Raw genomic sequence first — 25,601 nt, 5'->3', positions numbered from 1 at the left:
GAACCCACCATGACCGCAAGCACCACCAGTCGTACGACCGGCCTGCGCTCCCGGACAGCCGCGGTCGGAGCGATCGCGGTCGTGGGCGCCCTGCTGCTCACCGGCTGCGGTGACCAGACCAAGGACGGCAACGGCAACGACTCGGGCAGCACCAAGGCCGGTTCGGCCCCGCTGGCCGACAAGCTCCCCGCGAGCATCCGCGACAAGGGTGTCATCCGCGTCGGCTCCGACATCGCGTACGCGCCCGTGGAGTACAAGGACAACGCGGGCAAGGTCGTCGGCATCGACCCCGACATCGCCGCCGCGCTGGGCAAGCAGCTCGGCGTCGAGTTCAAGTTCGAGAACGCCACCTTCGACACCCTCATCGGTGGTCTGGCGTCCAAGCGGTACGACATCGCCATGTCGGCCATGACGGACACCAAGGACCGTCAGGAGGGCATCGACGCCGACACCGGCAAGAAGGTCGGCGCCGGCGTGGACTTCGTCGACTACTTCACCGCCGGTGTCTCCCTGTACACCAACAAGGGTGACGACAAGGGCATCAAGACCTGGGACGACCTCTGCGGCAAGACGATCGCCGTGCAGCGCAACACGTTCTCGCACGACCTCGCCAAGGAGCAGGCGGCGAAGTGCAAGAAGGACGGCGGCAAGACCCTCAAGATCGAGGACTTCGCCACCAACCCCGAGGCCGAGACCCGGATGCGCTCCAAGGGCGCGGACGTCGTCTCCGCCGACTACCCGGTCGCCGCGTACTCGGTGAAGACCTCGGGCGGCGGCAAGTACTTCCAGATCGTCGGCGACCAGGTCGAGGCCGGCCCCTACGGCATCGCCGTCGCCAAGGACAGCACCGAGCTGCGCGACGCGCTGCAGGCCGCGGTCCAGGCGATCATCGACAACGGCGAGTACAAGAAGATCATCAGCAAGTGGGGCGTCGAGGACGGCGCCGTCACCGAGGCCAAGATCAACGGCGGCTCCTGATCTCCGTCTCGGCACTGAAAGGCACCACCCGTGACTGTTGACGTCAACAAGACGGACGGTCCCGAGGACACGCCCCCCGCCGGTCCGGAGGCCATCAAGGCCATTCCGGTCCGGCACCCGGGGCGCTATGTCTCCGCGGCCATCGCGCTCGCTGTCCTGGGCGCGATCGTCTACGCCTTCGCGCAGGCGAAGAAGATCAACTGGGGCGCCGTCCCCGACTACTTCTTCGACGACCGCATCATCGAGGGCGTTCTGAACACCCTGCTGCTCACCGTGCTGTCCATGGTGATCGGCATCGTCGGCGGCATCCTGCTCGCCGTCATGCGGCTGTCGAAGAACCCGGTGACCTCGTCGGTCGCGTGGTTCTACATCTGGTTCTTCCGCGGCACGCCCGTCCTGGTCCAGCTGTTCGTCTGGTTCAACCTGGGCCTGGTCTTCGAGTACATCAACCTCGGTCCGATCTACAAGGACTACTGGTCCTCGTTCATGACGCCGCTGCTGACGGCGCTGCTGGGCCTCGGCCTCAACGAGGCCGCGTACATGGCGGAGATCTGCCGCGCCGGTCTGCTGTCGGTCGACGAGGGTCAGACGGAGGCGTCGCACGCGCTCGGTATGAGCCACGCGAAGACGCTGCGCCGGATCGTCATCCCGCAGGCGATGCGCGTGATCGTGCCGCCCACGGGCAACGAGGTCATCAACATGCTGAAGACCACGTCGCTCGTCTCGACGGTGCAGTACGTGGATCTGCTCAAGGCGGCCCAGGACATCGGCCAGGGCGCCGGCTCCATCGTGGAGATGCTGTTCCTCGCCGCCGCCTGGTACCTGATCCTGACCAGCATCTTCAGCGTCGGTCAGTACTACCTGGAGCGGTACTACGCGAAGGGCTCGACCCGGTCCCTCCCGCCGACGCCGGTCCAGCGCTTCAAGGCGGCCGTGCTGCCCGCGCGCCGCCCGAAGGGAGTCTCGGCATGACCGCCATGGTGAAGGCCGAGGGCATCCACAAGTCCTTCGGTCCCGTGCAGGTCCTCAAGGGCATCGACCTGGAGGTGCAGACGGGTGAGGTGTTCTGCCTCATCGGCCCGTCCGGCTCCGGCAAGTCGACGTTCCTGAGGTGCATCAACCACCTCGAGAAGATCAACGCCGGCCGCCTGTACGTCGACGGCGAGCTGGTCGGCTACCGCCAGAAGGGCGACAAGCTGTACGAGCTCAAGGACAGCGAGGTCGCGCTGAAGCGCCGGGACATCGGCATGGTGTTCCAGCGGTTCAACCTGTTCCCGCACATGACCGCCACCGAGAACGTCATGGAGGCGCCGGTCCAGGTCAGGGGCGTCAGCAAGGCCCAGGCCCGCGAGCGCGCCCGGGAGCTGCTGGAGAAGGTCGGCCTCGGCGACAAGGCGGGCAACTACCCCTCGCAGCTCTCCGGCGGCCAGCAGCAGCGCGTGGCGATCGCCCGCGCGCTGGCCATGGAGCCGAAGCTGATGCTGTTCGACGAGCCGACCTCGGCGCTCGACCCGGAGCTGGTCGGTGACGTCCTCGACGTCATGCGCGACCTCGCCGAGTCCGGTATGACCATGGTCGTCGTCACCCACGAGATGGGCTTCGCCCGCGAGGTCGGCGACAGCCTGGTCTTCATGGACGGCGGTGTGGTGGTCGAGTCCGGCAACCCGCGTGACGTGCTCACGAACCCGCAGGAGGAGCGCACCCAGTCGTTCCTGTCCAAGGTGCTGTAGCCGGCGGGCCGGACACGGTTGCGCGCGAAGGGGCGGTACGGGTCTCCCGTACCGCCCCTTCCCCGTGCGAAAGCCGCCCCCGGGGGGCCTACTTCACGGCGAGCAGCAGGGTGTCGGAGGGCGAGCACCAGACGGGGCGGGCCTCCGCGAAGCCCTTCTCGCGCAGGACCCGGGCGTGCCAGGCCGGGGAGGGCATGTCACCGTCGGCGTGCTCGCCGTAGATCTCGAAACGGCGGGCCGTCGGCGCGGCGAGGACCGGGTCCTGGGCGGCGAGCTGCCACCATTCGGCCCAGTCGACGACGCCGTTCGCCTTGGCTCGATCCATACCCGCGTGACGGTGGGCGCGCTCCGCCGCGTTGATCCGGGGCGTGGTCTCGTCGATCATGTGGTCCGCGTTCATGAAGACACCGCCGTCGCGGACGAGCTCCGCGACCTGACCGTAGAGGGCGGCGAGGGGTTCGCTGTGCAGCCAGTGCAGGGCTGTGGCCGTCAGCACGGCGTCGTACACGTCGTACGGCAGCTGGGTGGGCCAGTCGGGGTCGGTGAGGTCGGCGGTGACGAAGGTGACGCGGCGGTCGCCCTCGAAGGTGCCCTCGGCGATGGTGAGCAGCGCGGGGTCGAGGTCGACCCCGGTGCTGACGGCGTCCGGGAACCGCGCGAGCAGCCGGGACGTGATGGATCCCGTACCGCAGGCGAGGTCGAGGACGCGGGGCTCGGGGCCGACGAGGGCCTCGACCATGTCGAGCATGACCCGGAACCGCTCCTCGCGGTCCGGCATGTACCACTCCTGCTGCCGGTCCCAGCTGCGCTGCCAGGCCCCCCAGTCGGTGCCGTAGGAGGTTCCGCTGCCGGTGCCGGTGGTCGTCGTCATGGGAGCCCCTTCTCGCGCTACGCCGCGATACCCGCCGTAATACCCTGAAAGCACGATCAGCTGTTACTTGATCCGCACCACGACGATAGAGTGCCCCCGTAAGGACTACAAGTGGAACTGGCCTATTACTCGGATTACGCCGTGCGCCTCGTGAACAGCGAGGAACCGCTCCGGGGCAAGGACACGCTCACCTCGGTGGAGGCCGTCCGCGACCTCTTCGGGGGCAACCGGTCGGCGGCCCGGCGGGCGACGGACGCCGACGTCACCCGGTTCCGTTCGGTGCGGGCGCGGCTGCGCTCGGTCTTCGAGGCGGCGGACGGAGGCGACGAGACGCTCGCCGTGGACCTGTTGAACTCGCTGCTGCTGGAGTTCCCGGTGAGCCCGCAGATTTCCGGCCATGACTTCCGGGACGACGACGGCCGCCCCCTGTGGCACATGCACCTGGCGGACCACCCCTCGAACGCGACGGCCGGCTATGCCGCGATCGCGGCGATGGGGCTCGCCTTCCACCTCACCGAGTACGGCGTGGACCGGCTCGGTGTGTGCGAGGCGGCGCCGTGCCGCAACGCCTACCTCGACACCTCCACCAACCGCTCCCGGCGCTACTGCTCGGACCGCTGCGCGACCCGCGCCAACGTGGCGGCCTACCGCGCCCGCAAGCGCCTGGAGGCCGACCGGTCGCAGAACACCGGCCGGGCCGCCGAGAACGCCCAGCGGGCCACCGCGAACGGCGAACGCTGATCGCCCGGCCGGGGCCGGTAGCGGAACCGGACCTTGCCGAGCACGAGTTCGTCGGGGACGGTCCCGTAGTCCGTGCTGTCCCCGCCGGCGTACGCGTTGTCCGCGAGGACCCACCAGCCGCCGTCCCGCCGCTCGGCGACCCGCTTGACGACGAGGAGGTCCTGCTGGAAGGGATGGCGCAGCACGACCACGTCACCGATCCTCAGCCGCGCCCCGTAGTGGACGAGCAGCCGGTCACCGTGGCGCAGCGTCGGCACCATCGACGGTCCCGTCACCTCGGCCACCCCCAAGGGCAGAACGGCCCTCGCCCGCTCGCTCTCCTGCGCCGGCTCCGGCATCCCTCGGCACCTCCCCGGTTCCATCCTCCACCAGTCCCAGTCTGACCCCGGACTTTTGTCCTAAGCCCATGGGGGCACTCGCGAAAACCTCTCTCGCAGGGAGTAATGTCCCACCTGAGAAGACGATCACGAGGAAGGAATGCTCCATGCTTTCCCGCCTGTTTGCCCCCAAGGTCAAGGTCAGCGCGCACTGCGACCTGCCCTGCGGCGTGTACGACCCGGCCCAGGCCCGCATCGAGGCGGAGTCGGTGAAGGCCGTGCAGGAGAAGATGGCCGCCAACGACGACCCGCACTTCCAGGCTCGCGCGACCGTCATCAAGGAGCAGCGCGCCGAGCTCGCCAAGCACCACGTGTCGGTCCTGTGGAGCGACTACTTCAAGCCCCCGCACTTCGAGAAGTACCCGGAGCTGCACCAGCTGGTCAACGACACCCTGAAGGCCCTCTCGGCCGCCAAGGCATCGACCGACCCGGCGACGGGCCAGAAGGCGCTCGACTACATCGCCCAGATCGACAAGATCTTCTGGGAGACCAAGAAGGCCTGATCTCCGGCCAGGCTGTCAGGATGTCCGACCTGCGGTTTCGCGGGTCCTGTCGGCTACCCGACCGCACCCGGACCGCAGGGCGCCGAACACGGCGTCCATCGCGGTCCGGGTGCGGTCGTGTTCGGCGGGGCGCGGGCCGACTGCGGTCGGGTGCGGCGCCGTTCAGACCGTGCTCCGGGTGTTCGTCACCGTTCCCCGCGCCAGGGTCTCGCTCACCGTGATCGTGCCGGGTACGGCGATCCCCAGGCTCAACGGGTAGCCCAGCAGCGCCTCCTCGCCGCCGATAGGGTGGCCGGTCGCCGGGTCGACGAGCAGCGAGTCCCGGAAGACGGCCTTCCGGTGCCCGCTCTCCTGCGTGATCGCGAGGGCCTGCCGCCCGTGCCAGGTGGTGGTCCTCGACACCTTCACATCGGTCCGCCTCGCGAGGACCTGGAGCGCCGCCGCGCGCAGCGCGGGCTCGACCGTGCCGCCCGAGGCCCGCCCGGCCTCGTCCAGCATGGCCGAGACGCCCCAGATCAGCCTCCGTCCCTCCCAGTTGACCTTCCTCAGCCGGGCGAGCAGCCGATCAGGGTCCGAGGTCCGTGGCGGTGAAGTGCCGCTGGTAGGTCATCCCCTGGTCGGTGCCGCGCAGTACCCAGAACGCGTCCAGGTCGTGCTTCTTGGCGTCCAGGAAGCCGGGGGCGCCGACGACCACGTCCAGGTGGTGGTCGCCGTCGGTGTCGAGGAGCGGGCCGACGACGGTGATGCGGTTGCGGGTCGGGCCCCGGCCCTCGGCGGGGGTGTCGCTGCCGGGGACCCCGGGGGTGTCCAGGGTCACCGCCCGGACCGTGCCCGCGGTGGCCGCCCGGAGATCCGGGACCAGCCACACGACGCCGTTGCTGTCGTTGGCGCCGGTCGCCGAGGTGACCAGATCGGCCCGGCCGTCACCGGTGACGTCGCCGAGGGCGGTGCCGCCCATGCCGCCGTACTGCGGGGCGTCCCTCAGGCCCGGCGGCTGGACCGTGGTCAGGCCGCCCCGCTTCCCGGTCTCGGGTCCGGAGCGGGTGCTCAGCGTGTATCCGGCGCTCAGTTGCTTCCGGTACGCGAAGAAGCCCGCCGAGTACAGGTCGTCGATGCCGTCACCGTCCACGTCCCCCGCCTGCCCCTCCAGGCCGAGGTCGGGTCCCTCGCGGCGCTCGGCGAGTCTCAGCCCTTTCGGGCCGCCGCGCAGATACTGAAGCCCGCTGACGCCCGCCTCGCCGTCGCCTTCGTTCTCAGGATCGGTCCAGTGGAACCAGAGCACGAGGTCGGTGGCCCGGTCGCCGTCGAAGTCGCCGGCCAGGGAGCGCGCCGGAATCGAGTCGGTCGGGCGGCCGTTGCGGAACTTCTGGACGCGGGCGGGTGCGCCTCCGCGCCGGACGGGGCCGTACCACACGGTGCCCTCCGGACCGTTGGCGCCGCCGGGGAGGAACAGGTCGGCGTTGCCGTCCCCGTCGAAGTCACCGGTGGCCGTGGGGCTCGTCGACGCCCCGGTGAGCGGCCGCGGATCGGTCACGCCGCGCCCACCGCCCCACAGCACGGTGGGTCCCCCGGTCCGCGGGGCACGCACGAGGTCGGTGTAGCCGTCGTGGTCCAGGTCGGCGCGCAGCAGCAGCGTCTGATCGGGCACGGTGCTCGAGGGCTGCCCCGGGGCCACGGTGCGTCGGCGTGGGTCCAGTCCCTTCGCCGAGCCGTAGAGCACGACCAGGCCGCCGCCGGTGATCACCGCGGCGAAGTCGTCGTAGCCGTCGCCGTTGAGGTCCTCCGGCCGGGGGTGCCGTGAGGGTTTCCCGGCGGGTGGCCGCTCGGCCCCGACACCGGACGGGGACCGCCCGTCCGTACGGCTCGCGCCCGGACGCCGCTCCCCGCCACCGGTGCCCGCGTCCGGACGCCGCACGGAGTCGCAGCCGGTCGCCAGCAGCACGGCGGCCAGCGCGGCAACGGCCAGTCCCCGGGTGCGCCGGGTCGACCGGGCGGATCGCTCACCACCGGTCGCGTCCACCTCCGACCGCGCCCTCCGCGCCACCTGCGTCAGCCGCTCCACGGGACCTCACACGTTCCCCTCGACACCACCCACCGGGACACAGACTGGACTGCCGACGGGACGGAAAGGTTGCCGCGGAGGGGGCGACGTGGCCGGCGCGGTCGAGGGGGCACGCCGAGAGAAGGGCGAGGGCGCGCCCACTCCAGCCAGTCGCCGCCCCCAGAACAACCACCCGCCCAGCCCGACTCGACCGGCCGGCGGCCCCGACTACGCGCCCCCCGGCCCCGGCCAGATCGCCGACGCGTCGTCGCGGGTCGGGTCCGGGAGGTGGACGGGGCGGGTCGGGATCGGGTGGGGGACGCCGTCGGTGGTCGCCGTCCACGGCGCGGGGTGACCCGAGTAGCACAGGGTCGTCAGGGCGAAGACGTCGTCGGCGTAGACCTCCACGTACTCACCGACCGTCAGGATGCGTAGGCGGGACGGGGGTTGGGACAGGACGGTCTCGTCCAGGGTGGCGCCGTCGGGGCCGGTCGCCCGGAGGTTCTTGCCGTCGCAGCCGAGGGTGAGGGCCGGCCTCGCGGAGCCGGGGGCGTCGGTGCGCAGGGTGATCTCCACGGGGCGGCCGGATACGGCGATGTCGCCGACGGCGTGCAGGAGGGGGCCGTCCGTCTCCGCGCCCAGCCAGCGGTCCAGCCCCGGCCACCACTCCAGGCGCGGTGCCGAATCGTCCCCGACGACAAGGGACTTGGGCTGGGCCAGCATGCCCCGGCAGCGGTCGCCCGTGTCGGTGAGGCCGACCCGGCGGGGGGTGGTGTGGAGGACGACGCGGGAGCCGTCGGGGGCGGGGATGACGCGGGGCGCGTAGGCACCCGTGGGGCCGAGGGGGCCCCGGTGCGTCCAGGGGCCGCGGAGGGTGGGCGCCGTCCAGGACTCGAAGCCCCGGGTCGCGCCGATGGAGCCGAGGAGCAGCCAGCCGCCGTCGTCGAGGCGCTCCAGGACCGGGCATTCGAGTTCGTCGACGTCGCCGGGTGAGATCAGCGGCGGGTGGACGGTCCAGTGCTCCAGATCGGGCGACGTGGCGAGGGCCACGCAGCCGCTGACCTCGACCGGGAGCGAGGCGTCGCTCGCGCAGACCACCATCGCCCAGCCGTCGCCCTCGTCGTCCCGCACCACGAACGGGTCGCGCCAGCCCATGCGGTCGGCGGTGCGGTACCAGCGGGGGTCCGCCTCGACGACGGGCCCGGTGCCATGGCGGCGCCAGCCGGTGCCGTCGGTGCGGTCGGAGTACGCGAGGCCGACCGACTGCAACGGCCAGCCCTCGGGGGTGAGTCCGCTCACGCCCGTGTAGAACATCGCCATCCCGGAGCCGTGCCGGAAGGGGTGCATCGTCCACACCGCCTGCTGGTCGAAGCGGCCCGGCAGCCCGTTGCCGAACGCGGTCCCCCGCGGCTGCCAGTCGACCAGGTCGGCCGAGGTGGCCCTGCCGTAGGAGGTCTCCATCCTCAGGTGGTCGAACTCGGTGGTCCACGGCCCCTGGAGGTGCAGCACCGCGTAGGTCCCGTCGTCGTCGCGGAGCAGGGCGAAGTCGTTCACGCAGAGGCCGGGCGGGGCGTATCGCATGCACAGTTCCTGTCGACTCGCAGCGCCCAAACGCGTGCGCTGACCATGGACCTTCTAGGTCTCGCTTGAGAATCGGCCCAAGTAAAACTGAACGCAAACGCTTGCGCAACAACCGGGTCGGGTTTACGGTCACGTCACCCACAGCTCACACCGCCGTGAAGATGTGCAACCGACGGGAGAAGTCCGCCGTGACCGTCAGCATCACCGATGTCGCCCGCGCCGCCGGGGTCTCGGCGTCCACCGTGTCCCGCGCGCTGCGCGGCCGGCCGGGCGTGTCCGACGAGGTCCGCGCGCAGATCGCGGCCGTCGCCGAGCAACTCGGCTACACGGCCTCCCGCTCGGCGTCCAGCCTGGCCAGCGGGCGCACCTTCACCATCGGGGTCGTCGCCCCGTACATCGGCCGGTGGTTCTTCGGCACGGTCCTCGACGCGGCGGAGCAGGTGTTCAGCGCCGCCGGGTACGACGTGCTGCTCTACAACCTCGGGTCGGCGGAGGCGCGCAAGCGTTTCTTCACGAAGATGCCGGTCCGCAAGCGCGTGGACGCGGTGCTGTCGCTGCTGATCCCGGACGAGGAGGAGTCGGCCGCGCTGCGTTCGCTCGGTGTGCCGCTGGCCTCCACGGTGGGTGGCGCGCGGCCCGGCTTCACTGTGGTCGGCATCGACGACCGGGCGGGCGCGGAGAGTGCCGTACGGCATCTGGTGAACCTCGGCCACCGCCGGATCGGCATGATCTCCGGGGCCAGCGGGCCCCTGCACTGGACCACTCCCGTCGACCGTCGGGCCGCTTATCTGCACGTCCTCGCCGAGGTCGGGATCGAGCCCGACCCGGCGCTGGAGGCGGACGGCGACTACACCGTGGAGGGCGGTGAGCGGGCGATGACCCGGTTGCTGGCCGCCAGCCGGCCGCCGACCGCGGTGTTCGCGCAGTCCGACGAGATGGCGATGGGCGCGCTGCGCGCGCTGCGGCGCCATCGGCTGCGGGTGCCCGAGGACGTGTCCGTGGTCGGCTTCGACGACCACGAACTCGCCGACGTGGTCGGGCTGACGACCGTCGCCCAGCCGGTCGCCGGGCAGGGCGCGGAGGCCGCGCGGCTGCTGCTGCGGCAGCTCGACGAGCAGGAGGCCGTGCCGCGGGGCCGGGTGGAGATGCCCATCCGCCTCGTCCTCCGCGAGACCACGGCACCGCCCCGCCCGCGCGGCCCGCAGTGACCGCCGGATCCCCTGAGGCCCCGGCCGACTCCGCCCGCTCCCTGAGGGCACCCGGCACCTCCGCCGCCCCGGCCCGGGGCCCCTCCCCGCATGCCCGCCCCGGGCCCACAGACTCACCCCCCGCACCCTCGACTCCACCCCCGCACCCTCGTACCGCACGGAGGCACAGTCCATGAGTTCGATCAACCGCTCGACCAGCAGCAGGCTTCGCCGTACGGCCTCCACGGGCCTGGCGCTCGTGCTTCCCCTGGCGGCGCTGGCCGCGTGCGGCGGGGGCGGCGGGTCCGACGCCTCCGCCGAGGCAGGCAGCGGTGAGGGCACGATCAGCGTCTGGGCCCACCAGGGCCAGAAGAGCGAGGCGGCCGCGCTGCAGAACGCGGTGAAGTCCTTCAACTCGTCGCAGGACAAGGTCAAGGTCGAGCTGAAGCTGATCCCCGAGACCGACTACACCAAGACCATCACCGCGACCGACGCGTCCGAGCTGCCGGACGTCCTGGAGTTCGACGGTCCGACCATGGCGAACTTCGTCTACAACAAGAAGCTCGCCGCGATCGACGACTTCGTCTCCGCGAAGACCCTGTCCAACGCCACCGACGCCAGCAAGGCGCAGGGCGAGATAGCGGGCAAGCACTACGGTCTCGGCATGTTCGACTCGGGTCTCGGCATGTACGGCAGCAAGAAGCTGCTGGACGCGGCCGGGGTGAAGTACCCGAAGGGCGTCGAAGACGCGTGGACGGCGGACGAGTTCGACGCCGCGCTGAAGGCGCTGAAGGCGAAGGACTCCGACGGCAAGGTCCTCGACATCCAGGAGGGCAACGGGCTCGCCAACGAGTGGGGCACCTACGGCTTCGCCCCGGTCGTCTGGTCGGCCGGCGGCGCCCTCCTCAAGGACGGCAAGGCGGAGGGTGCCCTCGACTCCCCGGCCGCGGTGTCGGCCCTGAAGACCTTCCAGTCCTGGAAGGGCACCGTCGACCCCAACACCGACGGCAACGCCTTCGCCAAGGGCCGTGTCGCGCTCAGCTGGGTCGGCCACTGGATGTACCCCGCGTACAGCGAGGCCCTCGGCGACGACCTGGTCGTACTGCCGCTGCCCGACTTCGGTGACGGTCCCAAGACCGGGCAGGGCTCGTGGTCCTGGGGCATCGGGGCCGACTCCAAGAACGCCAAGGCCGCGGGCGCGTTCATGGACTTCCTCCTCGACGACGCCAACGTCACCGCGATGACCAAGGCCAACGGCGCGCCCCCGGCCACCAAGTCGGCACTCGCCGCGAGCGAGCTGTACAAGCCGGGCGGCCCGCTCCAGCTCTTCGCCGACCAGCTCGCCAAGCCGTGCGGCGACAGCGACATCAGCAAGTCGTGCGTCGCCGTCACCCGCCCGGTGACCGCCGGATACCCGGTGGTGACGGAGAAGTTCAGCCAGGCCCTGAACGCGATCTACGGCGGCGGCGACCCGAAGGACGCCCTCGCCAAGGCCGCCCGCGCCATCGACCGGGACTTCTCGGACAACGCCGGTTACGAGATCCCGTAAGCACGCGCCCTGTCGGACCCATCGACCGGGGCGGGCGCGCCCTCGCGGCCGCCCGCCCCGCCGGGAAGAGGACCCCGTGAAAACCGTGGAACCCACGCACACCGCGCCGTCCGGCCGGGACCGGGCGCCAGATCTGACCACCGCCCCCGCCCCACCGGCCCGCCCCGCCCGCCGCGGCCGGGAGTGGCTGCACGGACTGCTGATGTCCGCGCCCGCCGTCGCCGGCCTGATCGCCTTCGTCGGCGTGCCCTTCTGCTACGCCGTGGTGCTCTCCTTCTACAACGTGCGCCTCGGCTCCCCGCTGGAGCCCACCTTCTTCGGCGTCGAGCAGTACCGGCGGCTGTTCACCGACCCCGATCTGTCCGGCCCGTTCCTGCGGGCCCTGCTGAACAACCTGACCTTCGCCGTCGTCGTCGTACCCCTCCAGACGGGTCTGGCACTGGGCCTCGCGATCCTGCTCAACCGCAAACTGAAGGCGATCGGTCTCTTCCGGTCCTTCTTCTTCATGCCGGTCGTCTTCCCGATGGCGCTGGTCGCGGTGATCTGGCGGCTGATCCTCGCCCGCAGCGAGCAGGGCATGCTCAACTCCGCGCTGGACGTGGTGAGTTTCGGCAACTGGGGCGCGTTCGACTGGCTGGGCGACGGGCTCACCGCGATGGCCTCGGTCATCGTGCTGTCGGTGTGGCAGGGCGTCGGCTTCCAGATGGTGATCCTGCTCGCCGGGCTCCAGCAGATACCGGACGAGCGCTACGAGGCCGCCCAGCTCGACCGGGCCTCCCGCTGGCAGCAGTTCCGGCACGTCACGCTGCCCGGCATCCGCGGCACCCTCGTGTTCGTCGCGCTGCTCACGTCGGTGCTGTCGTTCCGGGTCTTCGACCAGGTGTACGTGCTGGTCAAGGGCGGCGGCCTCGACGAGGACGCGGCCCGCACGGTGATGTACCAGGCCGTGACGACCGCCTTCGACCAGAACAACATCGGCCAGGCGTCCGCGATCACCGTCGTGTTCTTCCTGATCGTCGTCGTCCTGACCCTGATCCAGCGCCGTATCGTCCGGCCCGACAACGAGGACTGACTCAGCCATGAGTACGAGCACCGCCACCGGTCTCTCCCGCGGGCCCCTGCGCCGTTTCCTCGACTACGCCGTCCTCTCGGTCCTGGCGTTCGTCTTCGCGCTGCCCGTCCTGTACCTCCTGCTCGGCAGCCTCAAGCCGTCCGACGAGGTGCTGAACGGCCTGTCCGGCTTCCTCCCCACCCATCTGTCCTTCGACAACTACGCCGCCGTCCTGGACAACCTCAACTCCGACAGCACCGGCTACTTCTGGCAGTTCATGGGCGTCTCGCTGCTGCTGGCCTTCGTGGTGGTCACGGGCGGCCTGTTCGTCAACTCGATGGCGGCGTACGGGCTCTCCCGCCTCAAGTGGCGGGGCAGGGAAGCCGTGTTCACCCTGGTCCTGCTGCTGATGCTGGTGCCGTTCGAGTCGGTGGCCGTTCCGCTGTTCTACCTGTTCAACGACCAGCGGAACACGCTGTTCATCCAGGCGCTGCCGTTCCTCGCCAACGCCTTCTCGATCTACCAGTTCCACACGTTCTTCCGTACGATCCCGCCGAGCATCGAGGAGGCGGCCCGGCTGGACGGGGCCGGTCCCTGGCGCACGTTCTTCGCGATCGTCGTGCCGATGTCGAAGCCGGCCTTCGCCTCGGTCGCGATCCTGACGTTCCTCACCCAGTGGGGTTCGTTCCTGTGGCCGGTGCTGATGGTCTCCGACCCGTCGGTGCGCCCGCTGCCGCTGGAGATGAGCGTCTTCCAGGGCCAGCAGCCGCCCGACTGGGGCCAGATCCTCGCCTTCGGCGTCCTCCTCGTCCTGCCCGTCCTGATCGTCTTCGCCTTCTTCCAGCGCTGGTTCGTCCAGGGCGTGGCCAGCTCCGCCGTGAAGGGGTGAGTGCCGGCGCGGTGATCGTGGAGCGGCCGGGGTCGGCCGGCGGACAGCTCTCGTGACAGCCCGCTTGTCGGTGGTGGGTGTCATCCTGGGGACATGAACCGGGATGATCTGGTGCGGCTGCGGCGGGCGCGGGACCGCATGGACCGCGAGTACGCGGAACCGCTGGACATCGACGCCCTCGCGCGCACCGCGCTGATGTCCCCGGGCCACTTCCAGCGCAGCTTCCGCGCGGCCTACGGGGAGACGCCGTACGCGTATCTGATGACCCGCCGCATCGAGCGCGCGAAGGCGTTGCTGCGCCGGGGGGACCTCACGGTGACCGAGGTGTGCCTGGCGGTGGGCTGTACGTCGCTCGGCTCGTTCAGCTCCCGCTTCACGGAGCTGGTGGGCGAGACCCCGAGTGCTTACCGGGCCCGTCCGCACGAGTCGGGGGCCGCGATCCCGGCATGTGTGGCGAAGCGGCTGACACGGCCCTCCCGGCATCGCATACGCACGGCGGAACCGGACGAGGCGCCCTAGCGTGGGCACATGGATACGAACAGAGCCCACGGCCCGGACATCAAGCTCTCCCAGTGTTTCCTCGCGGTCGACGACCACGACAAGGCGCTCGCCTTCTACCGTGACGTCCTCGGCATGGAGGTCCGTGGCGACGTCGGTTTCGAGGGCATGCGCTGGGTGACCGTCGGCTCCCCGCTCCAGCCCGATGTCGAGATCGTCCTGGAGCCTCCGGGCGCCGACCCCGACATCTCCCCCGCCGACCGAGAGGCCATCGCCCAGCTCCTCGCCAAGGGCGTCCTGCGTGGCGTCAACTTCACCACCGACGACTGCGACGCGCTCTACTCCCGCGTCGAGGCCTCCGGCGCGGATGTCCTCCAGGAGCCCATGGACCAGCCCTACGGCGTACGGGACTGCGCGTTCCGCGACCCGGCGGGGAACATGCTGCGCTTCATGGAGCCGCGGAAGTCGGGAGAAGCGGGCAAGGCCTCGAAGTACGGGGCGCAGTGACAGGACGGGCATGAGGGCAAGACAGGCTTGGGTGGCATGACGGACAAGGGTGGCGTGACGGGTGGGGCGATCCGGTGGGCGTACGCCTTCATCGACCGGCCGGAGTCCGGGTTCGAGCAGGCGTGCGCGTTCTGGACGGCGGTGACGGCGACGGAGCTGTCCGCGCCGCGGGGCGAGCGGAACGAGTTCGTGACGCTGCTCCCCGGTCGGGGCGACGCCTGTGTGAAGGCCCAGGCGGTGGACGCGGGCGACGGCGGAGCCCATCTCGACTTCTCCGTGGAGGACGTACCCGCGTTCGTCGACCGTGCCGTCGGCCTCGGAGCCGAGGTCGTCGCCCCGCACACCGGCTGGGCGACGCTCCGCTCCCCCGCCGGACAGCCCTTCTGCGCGGTGCCGTGGCACGGGGAGAGCGTCCGGCCGCCGATGGTCGACGGGAGCCGTCTGGACCAGGTGTGCCTGGACATCGCGCCGGACGCGTTCGAAGCGGAGGTCATGTTCTGGGCCGCCCTGACGGGCTGGGAGTCGTACGCCGGCTCGCTCCCGGAGTTCCACGTCCTGCGCCCGCCCGCGGGTCTTCCCCTGCGCATCCTGATGCAGCGCCTGGACGCCCCTGCCCCGGCGTCGGCCCACCTCGACCTCGCCTGCGCCGACCGGCGCGCCACCCGCGCCCGGCACGAGGACCTGGGCGCCACCTTCCTGGCCGACCACCCCCACTGGACGGTGATGCGGGACCCGGCGGGCGGCACGTACTGTCTCACCGGCCGCGACCCGGAATCCGGGGGCCTGCCGATTGGGTGAGCGGCCGGGCGGCGGGGGCCCTGGGACAGGCGCCCGCCGGCCGGGCCTCGCCACTCAGGGCCGATATCAGAGGTCCTCGCCCCCGTCCATCACCGGCCGGATCACCACGGGGTACTCCTTGGCCCCGGCGGGCTGGGGGCACTGGGCGACGCGGGCCGCGATCTCCGTGACGCGGTCCAGGTCAGCGCAGTCCAGGAGCCAGTAGCCGGCGAGCACTTCCTCGGTCTCCTCATAAGGTCCGTCCGCGACGACGGGCTCGCCGTCGGCACCGAGCGTCACGAACCTGGTCCGGGCGGGTTCGGCCAGCCCCTGCCCGTCGATCATCTCGCCGCTCGCGGTGAGGTCCTTGTTGATGGCGGTCATGTGGGCGTACATCGCCCGCACGTCCTCCTGCGTCCAGGCCGGGGACCCCTCGGACCCGTCGCCGCCCATGGCCGCGTAGTCCGCCTGCGTGCCCTGGACCATCATCAGGTACTTCATGAGTCCGCTCCTCGTCTTCCTCGGTTCGGACCACCCTCGGCGGGCGGCTCTCTCATAGGAGACGCCGGAGCAGTGCCGAACTCATCGGCACACCCATGCGAACGCGCGAAGTTCTTCCGGCGCCACGAATCCCCGCGCGGTGCCCCGGTGGGCGGCGGCACGCTCGCGCCGAAGCCGGGACGGCGGCGGCACCCGTGGCACGGCGGCCCTTCACCCGTCGGTGGTGTCCTCGACCTGCTCCGCGGCCTCCCGGTCGGCGGCCTTCGCCGTGCTCACGCCCCGCGTGCCGGCCGAGCCGTGCGCACCATGGGCCCTCCGGCCCACGGCCCGCGTCCGCTCCGCGGCGGCCTCCTCGGCCTCGGCGGCCCTGTCGACGTACGCGTCACACTTCGGGTTCCTGCACGGACCCGGACCCCATACGGGAACGAACGCGCCGAGCGTCTTGTGCCGCCGCACGATCGTGGCCACAGGCTGTCCGCAGGCCGAGCAGACTTGCTCGTCGGTGCCCATGCCCTCAGGGTAGGGCCGACGGCCTCCGGGCGCTCCCCGCCGTACGCCCCCGACCCACGGGGTCACCGCTTCCTGGTGTACGTCCGCACCACGGCCCCGTTGTCGAAGGCACGCACCTCACCCAGCATGAACTCGGTGATGTCGAAGCCGGAGCCGAACATCGGCATCCCCGTCCCCAGCACGATGGGGTACGTCTTGATGATCAGCTCGTCGATCTCGTCGAGCAGTTCCCCCGCCAGGCCGGAGCCCCCGCACAGATAGATCCCGAGAGGGCCGTCCTCCGCCTTCAGCTCCCGGACCTTGGCGACCGGGTCCGACGAGACGATCTCGACGTTCGGGTGGGGCGACTCGGCCAGCGTGCGCGAGACGACGTACTCCCGCAGATGCGCGAACGGGCTGGTGATGCCCTCCTTCAGCGCCACGTCGTAGCTGCCGCGCCCCTGGACGATCGTGTCGTACGCCCGGTTCGGGACGCCGTCGGTCCCGATGAGCCGGCGCACATGGGTGGGGTTGATGTCGGGGTGTTCCGTCCTGAGGTACTCGGCGTACTCCCCCACCACGTGGGGGTACATGAAGGACGCGTCGCCGTCCGGGCCCCCGATGAACCCGTCGATCGAACAAGCGATGACGTACGTGAGCTTACGCAAACCAGCCTCTTTCTCTGATCTCGTCCCAGATCTCGCCTCGTTAACCACGCCACTTATAGTACTTCAGTTGTAGTGAATGCAAGGCATGAGCGGGCCCCGCACACCGTGGGGATGTGCGGGACCCGCGTCCGACCGGAGACACCGACACCGTGCGGGGTCAGGTCGGCGCGGTGCCGGTGCCTCCGGGGCCTCTTCTCAACTGCTGCGACGCGTCACGAACTCGGCCAGCGCGAGCAGACCTCCCGCCGCCTCCGGGTCCGGGACCGCCCGGGACAGCTCGTGCATGGCCCGGGCCATACGGTCGGCCGCCTGGACCTGCGCCCAGTCGCGCCCGCCGGCCCGCTCGACCACGAGCGCCGTCCGCTCCAGCTCGCCCTCCTCGTACGGCTCCCCGTACAGCGCGGCGAGTTCGTCCGCCTCGGGTGTGCCCGAGGCGAGCGCGGCGACCACCGGCAGGGACTTCTTGCGGGCGATGAGATCCGCGCCGGCGGGCTTGCCGGTACGGCTCGGGTCGCCCCAGATCCCGATCACGTCGTCGATGAGCTGGAAGGCGAGACCGGCCTCCCGCCCGAACGCGTCGAGGGCCTCGACCTCCTCCTCACCGGCCCCCGCGTACAGCGCCCCGAGCGCACAGGCGCAGCCGAGCAGCGCGCCCGTCTTCGCCTCGGCCATCGCGAGCACCTCGGGGAGGGTGACCTCCTCCGGCCGTCGCTCCTCCATCGCCGTGTCCGTGTGCTGGCCCGCGCACAGCTCGACGACACAGGAGGCGAGCCGCGCGGACGCCGCGGCCGACGCCGGATGCGGGTCCTCCGCGAGCAGCCGCAGGGCCAGGGCCTGCATGGCGTCCCCGGCGAGGATCGCGTCGGGCACCCCGAACACGGTCCACGCGGTGGGCCGGTGCCTGCGTGTGGCGTCCCCGTCCATCACGTCGTCGTGCAGCAGTGTGAAGTTGTGCACCAGCTCCACCGCGGCGGCGGCCCGGACGGCGGCGGACTCGCGCCCGCCGAGCGCCTCGACCGCCGCCAGCACCAGCGCGGGCCGGATCGCCTTGCCCGCGTTGCCCGCCGCCGGGGTGCCGTCCGCCCGCTCCCAGCCGAAGTGGTAGCGCGCGACCCGGCGCATCGAACTGGGCAACGACTGCACGGCCCGGCGCAGTTCGGGGTCGACCGACAGCCGCGTCCGCTCCAGGATCTCGGCCGCCTCCGGCCCGTCCGACGGACTGGACGCACCCTGTCGCGCCGGCCCGCTCCCGTGGCCGGCGGGAGTCGCCGCTCCCGTGGGATCCGGGGCTCCCGTCGGGTCCGGAGGGATCGCGATGTGGCTCCGCCTTTCCAGGATCTCGATGTCCGGAGCGCCACCCTCCACGGTCTCGACCGGACTCTGCCGCGTCTCCGTCATGCACTCACCCGTGGGATCGCCTCGGAGGAGGCCTCGGACGGCGGCGGTTCGGGTGAGGTCACCGCCACCGGCCGATCTCGACGTTCTCCAGCACACCGAGCGCGTCGGGGACGAGGACCGCGGCCGAGTAGTAGGCCGTCACGAGGTACTTGATGATCGCCTGTTCGTTGATGCCCATGAAGCGCACCGACAGGCTGGGCTCGATCTCGTCGGGGATGCTCGCGGCACGCAGACCGATGACGCCCTGGTCCTCCTCCCCGGTACGCATGGCGATGATCGAGGTGGTCCTGGCCTCGGTCACCGGGATCTTGTTGCACGGGTAGATCGGCACGCCGCGCCAGGTGGGGATGCGGTTGCCTGCGATGTCGAGGGTCTCCGGGACGAGTCCGCGCTTGTTGAGCTCGCGGCCGAACGCGGAGATCGCGCGCGGGTGGGCGAGCAGCAGCTTGGTTCCCCGGCGGCGGCTGAGCAGCTCGTCCAGGTCGTCCGGGCTGGGCACGCCGTCGTGCGGCTGGAGCCGCTGGTCGTACTCGCAGTTGTGGAGGAGGCCGAAGTCCCGGTTGTTGATGAGCTCGTGCTCCTGGCGCTCCTTCAACGCCTCGACGGTGAGCCGGACCTGCTGCTCGGTCTGGTTCATCGGCTGGTTGTAGAGGTCCGCCACGCGTGTGTGGATGCGCAGGACGGTCTGTGCGACGCTCAGTTCGTACTCGCGGGGCGCGGCCTCGTAGTCGACGAACGTGTGCGGGATGTCCGGCTCACCGCTGTGGCCGGCGGCGAGGTCGATCTCCTTCTCGCCGTACTTGTTGGTGCGCTGCTCCGGGATCGACCGCAGCTGCTGCAGGTGCTCGGCGAGGCTCTCGGCGCGCTCCGCGACCTGGTCGACTGCCTGGCGCGGCAGGACGAGCACCGTGCACGCGGTGACCGCGCGGGCCGTGTACTCCCAGATCGCGTCGGCGTCGAGCAGCGCCTGCTCGCCGAAGTACGCCCCGTCGGCCAGCACTCCGAGCACGGCGTCGTCGCCGTAGGGGCCCGTGCCGATCTTCTCGACCTTGCCGTGCGCGAGGAGGAAGACCTCCTCCGCCTGGCTGCCGAACTCGGCGAGCACCGCGCCGGCCGCGAACTCCCGCTGCTCGCACCGCTGGGCCAGCTCGCCCAGCACGTCCACGTCCTCGTAGGTGCGCAGGGCCGGCAGTTCGCCGAGCTCCGCGGGGATGACGGCGACCTGGTCGCCCGTCTTCACAAAAGTGATGCGGCCGTCCCCGACCGCGTAGGTGAGCCGCCGGTTCACCCGGTACGTGCCACCCTGCACGTTCACCCATGGCAACATGCGCAGCAGCCAGCGCGAGCTGATCTCCTGCATCTGGGGCGCGGACTTCGTGGTGGTGGCCAGGTTCCGGGCAGCGGCCGTGCCGAGACTCTGCTGCGGCCGATCCTGCTGCGTCCGGACCTCTTCGCCTACCGACATACGGATTTCCCCTCCGGGTGTGCACTGATATCGCGGTCACCGATCTCGCCACCAGCCTGACATCACGGAGCGTGCCGGTGCTATTACCCGAAAGAGCGGGAATGGATCTCGGGAACACTGGGCATATCGAGGGAATTTGTCCACCATCCCCCTGCCTTCTCGGAGGTGACCGGATCGGCTCGCACGCAACACCGACACCCGGCCTCCGCGTGCGGAGCTGGGTACAAGCCTGCGTACGAGGCGGCCGGACCAGCGGCCGTCGCACCGTACGAAGGAGTCGGTCATGGCCCCACCCATGTCCGCGGCCAGATTTCTCAGCATCCTCAAAGACGAGGGCGTCACAGTCGTCGAGGTCGGCGACTGGGAGCATCACAACCGCAACCACAAGGGGCCGTGGGGCCCCGTCCACGGCGTGATGATCCACCACACGGTCACCTCCGGCAGTGAACGCACCGTCCGCATCTGCCGCGACGGCTACTCGGGGCTGCCCGGCCCGTTGTGCCACGGCGTGATCACCAAGGACGGCCGTGTCCATCTCGTCGGCTACGGCCGCGCCAACCACGCCGGCAGCGGTGACGACGACGTCCTGCGGGCCGTGATCGCCGAGACGGCGCTCCCCCCGGACAACGAGGCGAACACCGACGGGAACCGCCACTTCTACGGCTTCGAGTGCGAGAACCTCGGCGACGGCCTCGACCCCTGGCCCGAGCCCCAGCTCGAAGCGATCGAGCGGGTCTCCGCCGCCGTCTGCCGCCACCACGGCTGGACGGAACGTTCCGTCATCGGCCACCTCGAATGGCAGCCCGGCAAGGTCGACCCCCGCGGCTTCACCATGACCTCCATGAGGAGCCGCATCCGCGACCGTCTCCGGTAGCCCCTCACCACGCGCGCGTGTCGCCCCGCACGACGGGCGCGCACGGGCGTCGGGGCTGGGCGGGCGACCGTTCCCGGACAGATGTCCGACAATGGCCGCGTGAGCAGCCCCGACCCCACCATCGCCCTGCGCCCCCGGCTGCCGTCCCCTCTCCAGGAGATCGAGGACGACCGCTTCGCCCGGCACGGCGTCCGGCTGCTCCTGAAGCGTGACGACCTGATCCACCCGCAGCTCATCGGCAACAAGTGGCGCAAGCTCGTGCCCAATCTGAGCGCGGCGGCGGGTCGTTCGCTCCTCACGTTCGGGGGCGCGTACTCGAATCACCTCCGGGCCACCGCCGCCGCCGGCCGCCTCCTCGGCCTGTCCACCGTCGGCGTGGTCCGCGGCCAGGAACTGGCGGACCGCCCCCTCAACCCCTCCCTGGCCCGCTGCGCGGCGGACGGCATGCGCCTGCACTTCGTCGACAGATCGACGTATCGCCACAAGACCGACCCGGCCACGCTGTCCGCCGTCCTCCGCGCCGCCGACGCCGAGGGCGCCTACGTCGTCCCCGAGGGCGGCAGCAACGCCCTCGCCGTGCGGGGCTGCCGGGAACTCGGCGCGGAACTGCGCGACCGCGCCGACGTGGTGGCCGTCGCCTGCGGCACCGGTGGCACCCTCGCCGGGCTGGCCGCCGGACTGGCCCCCGACCAGCGCGCCCTCGGGATACCCGTCCTCAAGGGCGGCTTCCTGGCGGACGAGATACGGCGGCTTCAGGAGAGCGCCTTCGGCGGCGGCCGCGGCCACTGGGACCTCGACGATCGCTTCCACTTCGGCGGCTACGCCCGCACCACGCCCGGCCTGGACGCCTTCGCCGACGACTTCGAGGACCGCCACGGACTACCCCTGGAACGTCTATATGTCGCCAAGTTGCTCTACGGACTTGTCTCCCTGACGAAGGAAGGCGCCTTCCCGCACGGGACGACGCTCACGGCGGTGATCACGGGAAGTCCGCTCCCCGCGTAACCCTCCGACCCACCTGGCCCGCCCGCCGCCCGGCCCTAGGAAACCTCCCGGTAGGCCGCGGCCTCCTCCAGGTCGAGTCTGCGCAGCAGCGTCCGCAGCATCTCGTCGTCGATGTAGCGGCCGTCCCGCAGCTTGACGAACACCTCGCGCTCGGCGCCGATCATCTCGCGGGAGAGCCGGCTGTAGGTGTCGTCGCTGGTCTCCCCTGTCACCGGGTTGACGGCACCGAGCCGCTCCCACACGGCGTTGCGGCGCCGCTCCAGGACCGTGCGCAGCCGGTCGACCAGCGGCGGCGGCAGAGTGTTGCGCTCGTCCTCCAGGAGTTCGGCGAGCCGCGCCTCGGCGATCCGGGACGCCTGGGCCTGGGCGTTGGCCTCGGCGAGGGTCTCGGCCTGCGCGTCGCGCCCCGGCAGCCGCAGGACCCGGATCAGCGGCGGCAGCGTCAACCCCTGGATGACGAGCGTCCCGATCACCGTCGTGAAGGTCAGGAACAGGATCAGGTTCCGCTCCGGGAAGTCGTCCCCGCCGTGCACGGTGAGCGGGATGGAGAACGCGATCGCGAGCGAGACGACGCCCCGCATTCCGGCCCACGCGATGACGAAGGGCCCCTTCCAGGTCGGGTTCTCCTCGCGTTCACGGATCCGCGCGGACAGCATCCGGGGCAGGAAGGTCGCCGGGTACACCCAGACGAACCGGGTCACGACCACGATCAGGAAGACGGCCACGGCGTACCAGGTGGCGCGCAGTCCCTCGTTCTCGCCGAGCCCTTCGAGCACGACCGGCAGCTGCAGTCCGATGAGCGCGAAGACCGCCGATTCGAGCAGGAAGGCGACCATCTTCCACACGGCCTCCTCCTGGAGGCGGGTGGCGAAGTCGACCTGCCAGTTGCGGTAGCCGAGGTAGAGGCCGACCACGACCACGGCGAGCACTCCGGAGGCGTGCACCCACTCGGCCAGCCCGTACGCGACGAAGGGGATCAGCAGGGAGAGCGTGTTCTGGAGCAGCGCCTCCCTCAGGTGGGTGCGCAGCCAGTGGATCGGCATCATCAGCAGCAGGCCCACCACGACGCCGCCGACCGCCGCCACCAGGAACTCGACGACCCCGCCGGCCCAGCTCGCGCCTTCCCCGATCGTGGCGGCGAGGGCCACCCGGTACGCGGTGATCGCGGTGGCGTCGTTCACCAGGGACTCGCCCTGGAGGATCGTGGTGATCCGCGACGGCAGGCCCACCCGCCGGGCGACCGCCGTCGCCGCGACCGCGTCCGGGGGCGCCACCACCGCGCCGAGCACCAGGGCTGCCGTCAGCGGCAGCCCCGGCACGATCAGATAGGCGGCCCAGCCGACGGCGAGGGTCGCGAACAGGACATAACCGACCGACAGCAGTGCCACCGGCCGTAGTTGCGCCCGCAGATCGAGATACGAGCTCTCGGTGGCGGCCGTGTACAGCAGCGGGGGCAGCACCAGGGGCAGGACGATCTCGGGGTCGAGCTCGTAGTTCGGCACGCCCGGCACATACGACACCGCGAGCCCGGCGGCGACCAGCAGCAACGGGGCGGGCACCGGCGTACGCCGGGCGGCACCCGCGACCGTCGCGCTACCGGCGACCAGCAACAGCAGGGGCAGGAAGTGCATCGCTTTGCGCCGCCTTCGTTTTCCGCGCGAGCTTCCGCGCACCCGTCGTAACCTGGCCATCATGAAACAGTGCACGCACGCGGACGCACTGCCGCACCCCGAGCCGACCCCGCTGACCGAGACCTGCCCCGAGTGCGAGGCCGCCGGAACGCACCCCGTGCAACTGCGGAAGTGCCTGGAATGCGGGCACGTGGGGTGCTGCGACTCCTCGCCCATGCGACACGCGACCGCGCACCACAAGGAGACCGGCCACCCCGTGATGCGTACCCACGAGCCGGGCGAGACCTGGCGCTGGTGCTTCGTCGACCACGTGCTCGTATGAGGGCGGGAAAACGAACAGGCCCCCGGTGAACACGCCGACGACGTCGCACGACGGAACCAAGTCACCCCGTGACACGTCGACGTACTCGTGTGACACGGTTCGGCGGCCGGACGCCTGGGTACGTCAAAGCGGCGCGCGCTCTTCCTATTTGAGGCCCGCAGACCCCTAGCCACCGAGCGTGTTCGTGTGCTTACTATGAGTGACAGCGTGGGGCTGGGTCGCCGGGACCCCAAGGACACGGCGCTCGGGAGCGCGATAGCGTCACCGCTGAACCACATAGCGCGTTACCCCGGGGGGCGACCCTCGGCCCCTGAAAAAGCTTGTACCACCTTGGAGGTGAGGGTGTCCCAGATCGCAGGCGAGCCCGGGACCCAGGACTTCGTGGAAGTCCGGCTGCCGGCCGCGGGTGCCTACCTGTCGGTGCTGCGTACGGCGACGGCCGGCCTCGCGGCCCGTTTGGACTTCACCCTCGACGAGATCGAGGATTTGCGCATCGCGGTCGACGAGGCCTGCGCGATCCTGCTCCAGCAGGCCGTGCCCGGCTCGGTGCTCAGCTGTGTCTTCCGCCTCGTCGACGATTCGCTGGAGGTCACGGTCTCGGCCCCGACCACGGACGGTCACGCGCCCTCACGCGACACCTTCGCCTGGACCGTGCTGTCGGCCCTGGCGGGGAAGGTCTCGTCCGCGGTCGCCGACGACAAAACCGTTTCGATCAGCCTCTACAAACAGCGCGGCGCGGGACCCGGGCCGGCGTGAGGAACGGGGACGGGCCGGTGCGGGACGAAGAACGCGGCACACGGGAACTTCCCGCGAAGGAGGTCGGCCCCGTCGGGCCGGCACACCTGACGGACGGCGTCGACGGCATTCCCGAGCAGGCCCGGCCGCATCCGGAGGACGACTCCTCGACGGCGGCCGGACCCTCGCGGTGGACGGAGCCGGCCGACGCAGAGGACGAGGCGTCCTCCGACGGGCGGCGGGAGCCGGAGGATGCCGCACGGAGCACCACGTCCTCACGAGGGCGGACTGGGGCCTCTCCCGCTCGAGCACAGTCGAGAGCTGGGGGAACGGTGACGGCGGGCGGGACTATGAGCGAGCACGAGCGACACGACGAGCTGGACGCGCGGATCGTGCGCAGCTCGCAGCACGATCCGCAGGACCGCAGCGGGGCGCGCGCCCTGTTCGTCCAGCTGCGCTCCCTGCGGGAGGGCAGCGCGGAGTACGCGGAGCTGCGCAATCAGCTGGTCCGGATGCACCTGCCGCTCGTGGAGCACCTCGCGCGCCGGTTCCGCAACCGCGGTGAGCCGCTGGACGACCTGACGCAGGTCGCGACCATCGGTCTGATCAAGTCGGTCGACCGGTTCGACCCGGACCGCGGGGTGGAGTTCTCCACGTACGCGACCCCGACGGTCGTCGGCGAGATCAAGCGGCACTTCCGCGACAAGGGCTGGGCGGTGCGGGTGCCGCGCCGCCTGCAGGAGCTGCGCCTGGCGCTGACCACGGCCACGGCCGAGCTGTCCCAGCAGCACGGCCGCTCCCCGACGGTGCACGAGCTGGCCGAGAAGCTGGCCATCTCGGAGGAGGAGGTCCTGGAGGGCCTGGAGTCCGCCAACGCGTACTCCACGCTGTCACTGGACGTCCCCGACACCGACGACGAGTCGCCGGCCGTCGCCGACACCCTGGGCGCCGAGGACGAGGCGCTGGAGGGCGTCGAGTACCGGGAGTCCCTGAAGCCGCTCCTGGAGGACCTCCCGCCGCGCGAGAAGCGGATCCTGCTGCTGAGGTTCTTCGGCAACATGACCCAGTCGCAGATCGCCCAGGAGGTCGGCATCTCGCAGATGCACGTCTCGCGACTGCTGGCCCGGACCCTGGCCCAGCTGCGGGAGAAGCTCCTCGTGGAGGAGTGACACCCGCCTCCTGTGGAGCCGCGGGTGGCGCGCCCCGCGGCGCCTCGGCCCGACTCCGCGGAGC

At 71.0% G+C, this 25,601-nt stretch carries 28 protein-coding genes; 17 read left to right on the top strand and 11 right to left on the bottom strand.

Annotated elements, in window-relative coordinates; genetic code table 11:
* Positions 1 to 9 precede the first annotated feature (9 nt).
* From ACZ4Z3_RS11220 to ACZ4Z3_RS11210, 3 genes are read left to right on the top strand one after another with little or no spacing between them, the layout of a single operon-like run.
* Positions 10 to 978 (top strand): ABC transporter substrate-binding protein, encoded by a 969-nt coding sequence (locus ACZ4Z3_RS11220; protein ID WP_468500698.1) that lies wholly within the window; start codon positions 10 to 12, stop codon positions 976 to 978.
* A gap of 30 nt (positions 979 to 1,008) precedes the next feature.
* Positions 1,009 to 1,950, top strand: a complete 942-nt coding sequence (locus ACZ4Z3_RS11215; protein ID WP_468500697.1) for an amino acid ABC transporter permease — start codon at positions 1,009 to 1,011, stop codon at positions 1,948 to 1,950.
* Positions 1,947 to 2,708 (top strand): amino acid ABC transporter ATP-binding protein, encoded by a 762-nt coding sequence (locus tag ACZ4Z3_RS11210; protein WP_468500696.1) that lies wholly within the window; start codon positions 1,947 to 1,949, stop codon positions 2,706 to 2,708. Before ACZ4Z3_RS11215 ends, ACZ4Z3_RS11210 begins: the two co-directional genes overlap by 4 nt.
* Positions 2,709 to 2,796: 88 nt before the next feature.
* Here ACZ4Z3_RS11210 and ACZ4Z3_RS11205 read toward each other — a convergent pair whose 3' ends face one another.
* Positions 2,797 to 3,579 carry a class I SAM-dependent methyltransferase gene (locus ACZ4Z3_RS11205; RefSeq protein WP_468500695.1) on the bottom strand — a complete coding sequence of 261 codons (783 nt, stop codon included), beginning with the start codon at positions 3,577 to 3,579 and terminating at the stop codon, positions 2,797 to 2,799.
* Positions 3,580 to 3,690: 111 nt separating this feature from the next.
* Between ACZ4Z3_RS11205 and ACZ4Z3_RS11200 the strand changes: the two genes are divergently transcribed.
* Positions 3,691 to 4,320: a CGNR zinc finger domain-containing protein gene (locus ACZ4Z3_RS11200; protein ID WP_468500694.1), complete on the top strand. Its 630-nt coding sequence runs from the start codon at positions 3,691 to 3,693 to the stop codon at positions 4,318 to 4,320.
* On the opposite strand, the gene sodX is transcribed toward ACZ4Z3_RS11200, so the two are convergent.
* Positions 4,224 to 4,658 carry a nickel-type superoxide dismutase maturation protease gene (sodX, locus tag ACZ4Z3_RS11195; protein ID WP_079049858.1) on the bottom strand — a complete coding sequence of 145 codons (435 nt, stop codon included), beginning with the start codon at positions 4,656 to 4,658 and terminating at the stop codon, positions 4,224 to 4,226. The genes ACZ4Z3_RS11200 and sodX overlap by 97 nt on opposite strands.
* 146 nt (positions 4,659 to 4,804) lie before the next feature.
* On the opposite strand from sodX, the gene sodN reads away from it, so the two are divergent.
* A complete protein-coding gene (sodN, locus tag ACZ4Z3_RS11190) occupies positions 4,805 to 5,200 on the top strand; it encodes a superoxide dismutase, Ni (RefSeq protein ID WP_020136639.1) in 396 nt (131 codons plus the stop codon).
* 162 nt (positions 5,201 to 5,362) lie between these two features.
* Here the strand turns inward: sodN and ACZ4Z3_RS11185 are convergent, their stop codons facing one another.
* The 3 genes from ACZ4Z3_RS11185 to ACZ4Z3_RS11175 all read right to left on the bottom strand — a co-directional run bounded on the left by ACZ4Z3_RS11185 (position 5,363) and on the right by ACZ4Z3_RS11175 (position 8,822).
* Positions 5,363 to 5,698 carry a hypothetical protein gene (locus tag ACZ4Z3_RS11185; protein ID WP_468500693.1) on the bottom strand — a complete coding sequence of 112 codons (336 nt, stop codon included), beginning with the start codon at positions 5,696 to 5,698 and terminating at the stop codon, positions 5,363 to 5,365.
* Positions 5,699 to 5,765: 67 nt separating this feature from the next.
* Positions 5,766 to 7,262: an FG-GAP repeat domain-containing protein gene (locus tag ACZ4Z3_RS11180; protein WP_468500692.1), complete on the bottom strand. Its 1,497-nt coding sequence runs from the start codon at positions 7,260 to 7,262 to the stop codon at positions 5,766 to 5,768.
* A 207-nt stretch (positions 7,263 to 7,469) separates the two neighbouring features.
* Entirely contained in the window at positions 7,470 to 8,822 is a 1,353-nt protein-coding gene (locus ACZ4Z3_RS11175; RefSeq protein ID WP_468500691.1) for a glycoside hydrolase family protein, read from the bottom strand.
* A 188-nt stretch (positions 8,823 to 9,010) separates the two neighbouring features.
* Between ACZ4Z3_RS11175 and ACZ4Z3_RS11170 the strand changes: the two genes are divergently transcribed.
* The 7 genes from ACZ4Z3_RS11170 (at position 9,011) to ACZ4Z3_RS11140 (ending at position 15,301) form a co-directional block, all read left to right on the top strand.
* Positions 9,011 to 10,030 carry a LacI family DNA-binding transcriptional regulator gene (locus ACZ4Z3_RS11170; protein WP_468500690.1) on the top strand — a complete coding sequence of 340 codons (1,020 nt, stop codon included), beginning with the start codon at positions 9,011 to 9,013 and terminating at the stop codon, positions 10,028 to 10,030.
* Positions 10,031 to 10,202: 172 nt separating this feature from the next.
* On the top strand, positions 10,203 to 11,558 hold the full coding sequence (locus ACZ4Z3_RS11165; protein WP_468500689.1) for an ABC transporter substrate-binding protein: 1,356 nt from the start codon (positions 10,203 to 10,205) through the stop codon (positions 11,556 to 11,558).
* A 76-nt stretch (positions 11,559 to 11,634) separates the two neighbouring features.
* The gene (locus ACZ4Z3_RS11160; protein ID WP_468500688.1) at positions 11,635 to 12,630 is read left to right on the top strand and encodes a carbohydrate ABC transporter permease; all 996 of its coding nucleotides are present in this window, start codon (positions 11,635 to 11,637) and stop codon (positions 12,628 to 12,630) included.
* Positions 12,631 to 12,637: 7 nt separating this feature from the next.
* On the top strand, positions 12,638 to 13,498 hold the full coding sequence (locus ACZ4Z3_RS11155; protein WP_468500687.1) for a carbohydrate ABC transporter permease: 861 nt from the start codon (positions 12,638 to 12,640) through the stop codon (positions 13,496 to 13,498).
* 93 nt (positions 13,499 to 13,591) lie between these two features.
* Complete coding sequence (locus tag ACZ4Z3_RS11150) at positions 13,592 to 14,017, top strand: helix-turn-helix transcriptional regulator (protein WP_055522800.1); 426 nt, start codon at positions 13,592 to 13,594, stop codon at positions 14,015 to 14,017.
* Positions 14,018 to 14,026: 9 nt separating this feature from the next.
* Entirely contained in the window at positions 14,027 to 14,503 is a 477-nt protein-coding gene (locus tag ACZ4Z3_RS11145; RefSeq protein WP_468500686.1) for a VOC family protein, read from the top strand.
* Between the two features lie 36 nt (positions 14,504 to 14,539).
* The gene (locus tag ACZ4Z3_RS11140) at positions 14,540 to 15,301 is read left to right on the top strand and encodes a VOC family protein (RefSeq protein ID WP_468500685.1); all 762 of its coding nucleotides are present in this window, start codon (positions 14,540 to 14,542) and stop codon (positions 15,299 to 15,301) included.
* Between the two features lie 66 nt (positions 15,302 to 15,367).
* Here the strand turns inward: ACZ4Z3_RS11140 and ACZ4Z3_RS11135 are convergent, their stop codons facing one another.
* From ACZ4Z3_RS11135 to ACZ4Z3_RS11115, 5 genes are all read right to left on the bottom strand, one after another.
* Entirely contained in the window at positions 15,368 to 15,781 is a 414-nt protein-coding gene (locus tag ACZ4Z3_RS11135) for a YciI family protein (RefSeq protein ID WP_468500684.1), read from the bottom strand.
* 210 nt (positions 15,782 to 15,991) lie between these two features.
* Positions 15,992 to 16,291, bottom strand: coding sequence for a hypothetical protein (locus ACZ4Z3_RS11130; protein WP_468500683.1), 300 nt, complete (start codon positions 16,289 to 16,291; stop codon positions 15,992 to 15,994).
* 62 nt (positions 16,292 to 16,353) lie between these two features.
* Positions 16,354 to 16,938, bottom strand: a complete 585-nt coding sequence (locus tag ACZ4Z3_RS11125; RefSeq protein ID WP_468500682.1) for a dihydrofolate reductase family protein — start codon at positions 16,936 to 16,938, stop codon at positions 16,354 to 16,356.
* Between the two features lie 195 nt (positions 16,939 to 17,133).
* Positions 17,134 to 18,336 carry a family 2 encapsulin nanocompartment cargo protein polyprenyl transferase gene (locus tag ACZ4Z3_RS11120; RefSeq protein ID WP_468500681.1) on the bottom strand — a complete coding sequence of 401 codons (1,203 nt, stop codon included), beginning with the start codon at positions 18,334 to 18,336 and terminating at the stop codon, positions 17,134 to 17,136.
* Between the two features lie 58 nt (positions 18,337 to 18,394).
* Complete coding sequence (locus tag ACZ4Z3_RS11115) at positions 18,395 to 19,801, bottom strand: family 2B encapsulin nanocompartment shell protein (protein ID WP_468500680.1); 1,407 nt, start codon at positions 19,799 to 19,801, stop codon at positions 18,395 to 18,397.
* Between the two features lie 283 nt (positions 19,802 to 20,084).
* Between ACZ4Z3_RS11115 and ACZ4Z3_RS11110 the strand changes: the two genes are divergently transcribed.
* Together ACZ4Z3_RS11110 and ACZ4Z3_RS11105 are read left to right on the top strand one after the other, a co-directional pair.
* Positions 20,085 to 20,675, top strand: coding sequence for an N-acetylmuramoyl-L-alanine amidase (locus ACZ4Z3_RS11110; RefSeq protein WP_468500679.1), 591 nt, complete (start codon positions 20,085 to 20,087; stop codon positions 20,673 to 20,675).
* An 81-nt stretch (positions 20,676 to 20,756) separates the two neighbouring features.
* The gene (locus ACZ4Z3_RS11105; RefSeq protein WP_468500678.1) at positions 20,757 to 21,680 is read left to right on the top strand and encodes a 1-aminocyclopropane-1-carboxylate deaminase/D-cysteine desulfhydrase; all 924 of its coding nucleotides are present in this window, start codon (positions 20,757 to 20,759) and stop codon (positions 21,678 to 21,680) included.
* Positions 21,681 to 21,715: 35 nt separating this feature from the next.
* On the opposite strand, the gene ACZ4Z3_RS11100 is transcribed toward ACZ4Z3_RS11105, so the two are convergent.
* Positions 21,716 to 23,311 carry a Na+/H+ antiporter gene (locus tag ACZ4Z3_RS11100; protein ID WP_468500677.1) on the bottom strand — a complete coding sequence of 532 codons (1,596 nt, stop codon included), beginning with the start codon at positions 23,309 to 23,311 and terminating at the stop codon, positions 21,716 to 21,718.
* A gap of 61 nt (positions 23,312 to 23,372) precedes the next feature.
* Here ACZ4Z3_RS11100 and ACZ4Z3_RS11095 point away from each other — a divergent pair, with 61 nt between their 5' ends.
* The 3 genes from ACZ4Z3_RS11095 to ACZ4Z3_RS11085 all read left to right on the top strand — a co-directional run bounded on the left by ACZ4Z3_RS11095 (position 23,373) and on the right by ACZ4Z3_RS11085 (position 25,537).
* Complete coding sequence (locus ACZ4Z3_RS11095) at positions 23,373 to 23,633, top strand: UBP-type zinc finger domain-containing protein (protein WP_055538647.1); 261 nt, start codon at positions 23,373 to 23,375, stop codon at positions 23,631 to 23,633.
* Positions 23,634 to 23,975: 342 nt separating this feature from the next.
* Positions 23,976 to 24,389 carry an ATP-binding protein gene (locus ACZ4Z3_RS11090; RefSeq protein ID WP_033525425.1) on the top strand — a complete coding sequence of 138 codons (414 nt, stop codon included), beginning with the start codon at positions 23,976 to 23,978 and terminating at the stop codon, positions 24,387 to 24,389.
* Positions 24,386 to 25,537 (top strand): RNA polymerase sigma factor SigF, encoded by a 1,152-nt coding sequence (locus tag ACZ4Z3_RS11085; protein ID WP_468500676.1) that lies wholly within the window; start codon positions 24,386 to 24,388, stop codon positions 25,535 to 25,537. Before ACZ4Z3_RS11090 ends, ACZ4Z3_RS11085 begins: the two co-directional genes overlap by 4 nt.
* Positions 25,538 to 25,601 lie beyond the last annotated feature (64 nt).

Source organism: Streptomyces sp. NPDC030296 (genome assembly GCF_055572815.1).
The sequence above is the reverse complement of the archived record's forward strand: the minus strand, read 5'-3'. Positions and strand labels throughout refer to the sequence as shown.

Coding starts and splice junctions, on each gene's coding strand:
- ACZ4Z3_RS11115 (WP_468500680.1), bottom strand. CDS start 19,801: ATGTCGGTAGGCGAAGAGGTCCGGACGCAGCAGGATCGGCCGCAGCAG.
- ACZ4Z3_RS11145 (WP_468500686.1), top strand. CDS start 14,027: ATGGATACGAACAGAGCCCACGGCCCGGACATCAAGCTCTCCCAGTGT.
- ACZ4Z3_RS11205 (WP_468500695.1), bottom strand. CDS start 3,579: ATGACGACGACCACCGGCACCGGCAGCGGAACCTCCTACGGCACCGAC.
- sodN (WP_020136639.1), top strand. CDS start 4,805: ATGCTTTCCCGCCTGTTTGCCCCCAAGGTCAAGGTCAGCGCGCACTGC.
- ACZ4Z3_RS11095 (WP_055538647.1), top strand. CDS start 23,373: ATGAAACAGTGCACGCACGCGGACGCACTGCCGCACCCCGAGCCGACC.
- ACZ4Z3_RS11110 (WP_468500679.1), top strand. CDS start 20,085: ATGGCCCCACCCATGTCCGCGGCCAGATTTCTCAGCATCCTCAAAGAC.
- ACZ4Z3_RS11185 (WP_468500693.1), bottom strand. CDS start 5,698: ATGCTGGACGAGGCCGGGCGGGCCTCGGGCGGCACGGTCGAGCCCGCG.
- ACZ4Z3_RS11135 (WP_468500684.1), bottom strand. CDS start 15,781: ATGAAGTACCTGATGATGGTCCAGGGCACGCAGGCGGACTACGCGGCC.
- ACZ4Z3_RS11155 (WP_468500687.1), top strand. CDS start 12,638: ATGAGTACGAGCACCGCCACCGGTCTCTCCCGCGGGCCCCTGCGCCGT.
- ACZ4Z3_RS11150 (WP_055522800.1), top strand. CDS start 13,592: ATGAACCGGGATGATCTGGTGCGGCTGCGGCGGGCGCGGGACCGCATG.
- ACZ4Z3_RS11130 (WP_468500683.1), bottom strand. CDS start 16,291: ATGGGCACCGACGAGCAAGTCTGCTCGGCCTGCGGACAGCCTGTGGCC.
- ACZ4Z3_RS11210 (WP_468500696.1), top strand. CDS start 1,947: ATGACCGCCATGGTGAAGGCCGAGGGCATCCACAAGTCCTTCGGTCCC.
- ACZ4Z3_RS11165 (WP_468500689.1), top strand. CDS start 10,203: ATGAGTTCGATCAACCGCTCGACCAGCAGCAGGCTTCGCCGTACGGCC.
- ACZ4Z3_RS11175 (WP_468500691.1), bottom strand. CDS start 8,822: ATGCGATACGCCCCGCCCGGCCTCTGCGTGAACGACTTCGCCCTGCTC.
- ACZ4Z3_RS11105 (WP_468500678.1), top strand. CDS start 20,757: ATGTCCGACAATGGCCGCGTGAGCAGCCCCGACCCCACCATCGCCCTG.
- ACZ4Z3_RS11120 (WP_468500681.1), bottom strand. CDS start 18,336: ATGACGGAGACGCGGCAGAGTCCGGTCGAGACCGTGGAGGGTGGCGCT.
- sodX (WP_079049858.1), bottom strand. CDS start 4,658: ATGCCGGAGCCGGCGCAGGAGAGCGAGCGGGCGAGGGCCGTTCTGCCC.
- ACZ4Z3_RS11220 (WP_468500698.1), top strand. CDS start 10: ATGACCGCAAGCACCACCAGTCGTACGACCGGCCTGCGCTCCCGGACA.
- ACZ4Z3_RS11140 (WP_468500685.1), top strand. CDS start 14,540: ATGACGGACAAGGGTGGCGTGACGGGTGGGGCGATCCGGTGGGCGTAC.
- ACZ4Z3_RS11100 (WP_468500677.1), bottom strand. CDS start 23,311: ATGCACTTCCTGCCCCTGCTGTTGCTGGTCGCCGGTAGCGCGACGGTC.